3 protein-coding genes are annotated in these 3,523 nt (G+C 70.7%); 1 reads left to right on the top strand and 2 read right to left on the bottom strand.

Going from position 1 to position 3,523, the window contains the following annotated elements; translation table 11 throughout:
- The coding region (locus sphsw_RS17200) for an AbrB family transcriptional regulator (protein WP_235188450.1) at window positions 1–1,139 on the top strand (1,139 nt) is incomplete at its 5' end.
- An 84-nt stretch (window positions 1,140–1,223) separates the two neighbouring features.
- On the opposite strand, the gene sphsw_RS17205 is transcribed toward sphsw_RS17200, so the two are convergent.
- Together sphsw_RS17205 and sphsw_RS17210 are read right to left on the bottom strand one after the other, a co-directional pair.
- On the bottom strand, window positions 1,224–2,561 hold the full coding sequence (locus sphsw_RS17205; RefSeq protein ID WP_031441691.1) for a sigma-54-dependent transcriptional regulator: 1,338 nt from the start codon (window positions 2,559–2,561) through the stop codon (window positions 1,224–1,226).
- The coding region (locus tag sphsw_RS17210) for a sensor histidine kinase (RefSeq protein WP_235188451.1) at window positions 2,558–3,523 on the bottom strand (966 nt) is incomplete at its 5' end. The genes sphsw_RS17205 and sphsw_RS17210, both read right to left, overlap by 4 nt.

A 3,523-nucleotide genomic window follows, 5' to 3' on the forward strand; every position in this document is an offset into this window, starting at 1 on the left:
GCGGGGTTCGCGGTCGACGAGATCGTCGCACGCGCGACGCGCAAGGGCGGCGCGCGTCACGTGATCTGGTTCGCGACCAAGGCATGATCTGGCGCTGGGCTCTGCTGGTCGCGCTGTCGGCGCTGGTGGCGGGGGCGCTGGAATGGATCGGACTGCCCGCGGGGCTGTTGCTCGGACCGATGATCGCGGCGGTCGTGCTCGCGGTGCGCGGCTGGTCGCTGGGGGTGCCGATCCTCGCCTTTCGCGGCGCACAGGCGGCGGTGGGGACGCTGATCGCGGGGTCGATCACCACCGGGATCGTCGCGACCGTCGCGCAGCACTGGCCGGTGTTCCTCGCGGTCAATGTCGCGACGCTCGCGGCCAGCAGCGTGCTCGGCTATCTGCTCAGCCGCTGGCAGGTGCTGCCGGGGACGGTCGCGGTATGGGGTTCGACGCCGGGTGCTGCCAGCGCGATGGTGCTGATGGCACAGGCCTACGGCGCGGATTCGCGGCTGGTCGCGGTGATGACCTATACGCGCGTCGTGTGCGTCGCGGTCGTCGCCTCGGTACTGGCGGCGGTGATGGTCGGCGGCGGCAGCGGGCATCATCCGGCCGCGGCGTGGTTCGTGGGCGTCGATCCGGTCGCCGTGTTGCGGACGGTGGCGATCGCCGGCGTCGGCGCGGTTCTCGGCGTCAAGCTGCGGCTGCCGGCGGGCGCGCTGCTCGGACCTCTTGTGCTGGGCGGGGTGCTCAACGTCACCGGGATCGCGCAGCCGGTGCTGCCGCAATGGCTGCTCGCGATCAGCTATGCGGTGGTCGGGTGGAAGATCGGGCTGTCGTTCACGCGCGATACGCTCCGGGTGGCGGGCAAGGCGATGCCGCGGATCCTGCTGTCGGTCGGGCTGCTGATCGCATTCTGTGGCGGGATCGCGGCGGCGCTGACACGCTGGGCGGGGATCGATCCGGTCACCGCCTATCTTGCGTCGAGCCCCGGCGGGATGGATTCGGTCGCGATCATCGCCGCGTCGAGCCCGGTCGACGTGCCGTTCGTGATGGCGTTGCAGGTGATGCGGTTCCTGGGCGTCTTGCTGATCGGACCGCCGCTCGCGCGGTTCGTGGCGACGCGGCAGGGCGGGGTGGTGCCGGTCATTCCGACTTAGGGTAGCCATACCGCCGTCATCCTGACGAAAGTCAGGACCCAGAGCCACGACCGCTACCCCTGTAACCCTGGGTCCTGACTTTTGTCAGGATGACGGTTGGGACTTGGTCGGTCGATAGGCCTCGACGTCGATCTCGTGGCGTTTCAGCTTGTCGTAGAAGGTCTTGCGCGGGATGCCGAGTGCGGCGAGCGCGGAGCGGACGTCGCCGCTGACCTGATGCAACGTCGCGCGGATCGTCGCCTCCTCGAACTTGTCGACACGCGCGGGAAGCGGCAGGTCGCCATCCTCGTCCGCCGGCGCATCCGCCTCGACGCGCAGCACCAGCCGTTTCGCCAGATTGTCGAGCTCGCGGACATTGCCCGGCCAGTCATGCTGGCCGAGATAGGCGAGCGTCGCGGTGTCGATCGTCGGCACCTCGCGCCCGAACCGCTCGGCGGCCTGGTGCAGCAGATGCCCGAACAGCAGCGGCACGTCGTCGCGCCGTTCGCGCAGCGGCGGGATGCGCAGCCGCACCGCGTCGAGCCGGAACAGCAGTTCGGCGCGGAACCGGCCATCCTCGACCGCCTGGTCGAGCCCGGGTTTCGCCGCCGCGATCACGCGCAGGTCGAGCGCGCGGGGCAGGTCGCCGCCGACCGGCATGACCTCGCGCTCCTCGAGCACACGGAGCAGCTTGGCCTGAACCGCGGGCAAGGTGCTCTCGATCTCGTCGAGGAACAATGTGCCGCGGTTCGACGCCTCGATCCGGCCGGTGCGGGGCAGGCGTGAATCGCCGTCATGACCGAACAGCTCGATCTCCGCGACCGCCTCGGGCAGCGCGGCGCAGTTGACCGCCACGAACGGGCGCGAGCGGCGGTTGCTCCAGCGGTGGAGCAGCACCGCGACCAGCTCCTTGCCGGTCCCGGTCTCGCCCTCGACCAGCACGTCGATATCGGCCTGCGCGATCTGGCGCATCGTCTCGCGCAGCCGGACCATCACCGGGGTCTCGCCGATCAGCGGTTCGGCGCCGATCGTCTCCTCGGCGGCGGCGCGCAGCCGGCGATTGTCGAGGACGAGGCGGCGCATCTCGAGCGCCCGCCTCGCGCCCGCGATCAGGTGATCGGTCGCAAACGGCTTGGGGATGAAGTCGAACGCACCGTTCTTGAGCGCTGCGACCGCCATCGCGACGTCGCCGTGGCCGGTCATCAGCAGCACCGGGATCTCGTGATCGATCGCGGCGATGCGGCGGAACAGTTCGAGCCCGTCCATCTTGGGCATGCGGATGTCGGACACCACCGCGCCGTCGAATCCCGCATCGATCCGCGCAAGCGCGACGGTCGGGTCGCGCTCGGCGATCACCGCGATGCCGGCGAGTTCGAACGACTGTTCGAGCGCACCGCGCAGCACGTCGTCGTCGTCGACGAGCAGGACGCTCTGCTCACTCATGCTTTTACCAGGATCATGCGGAAGACGGCGCCTCGTGGAGCAGGGACGAGGTCGAGCGTGCCGCCGAACTCGGTCATGATGTCGCGCGCGATGCCGAGCCCGAGGCCAAGGCCGTCGGTCTTGCTGGTCGCGAACGGTGTGAACAGGTCGTCGGCGATGCCGGGATCGATGCCGGGGCCGTTGTCGGCGACGGTCAGCACGACATCGCGGCCCTTGCGCCCGACGGTGACGTCGACGCGCGCATCGGGCCGCTCGGCAACCGCGTCGAGCGCGTTCTGGAGCAGGTTGACGAGCACCTGTTCGAGGCGGACGCGGCCGGCGATCACGGTCAGCCGCGCCTCGGGCCCGCTCGGCAGGTCGAGCGTCACGCCCTTCGCCCGGAAGCGGTCGCCGATCAGCAGGCGGACGCCGTCGATCGCCGCGTCGAGCGCGACCGGGCCGATCGAGCCCGCGCCGCGCCTGGCATAGCGGCGCAGCCCCGCGGTGATCGTGCCGATCCGGCTGGTCAGCTCGACGATCGCCTGCAGGTTGGTCGCGGCGCGCGCGGGTTCGTCGCGCGCAAGGAACGCGGCGGCATTGTCGGCAAAGGTGCGGATCGCGGCGACCGGCTGGTTGATCTCGTGCGCGACGCTGGCGGTAATCGTGCCGATCGAGCCGACACGGTTGGCATGGGCGAGCTCCTCGCGTGCCTGGCGGAAGCGCTGGTCGGCGGCTTCGCGCTGCTCGACCTCGATCTGCAGCCGGTCCGCGGTGGCGCTGAGCTCGGCGGTGCGGCGTGCCACCTCGGCCTCGAGTTCGGCGCGCGCACCGGCGTTGCGCTTGCGGCGCTGGTGCAGCCACCATGCGCCGAGCATTGCCGCGATCGTCGCCAGCGCGGCGATCGTCGTCGCCGAGCGCGTCCGCACCGCCGCACTGCGCAGCGCCGCGTCGAGCGGCTCCATATGGACCAGATGCCAGCCCGC

Source organism: Sphingomonas sp. FUKUSWIS1, assembly GCF_000733135.1.
Taxonomy (GTDB): Bacteria; Pseudomonadota; Alphaproteobacteria; order Sphingomonadales; family Sphingomonadaceae; genus Sphingomonas; species Sphingomonas aerolata.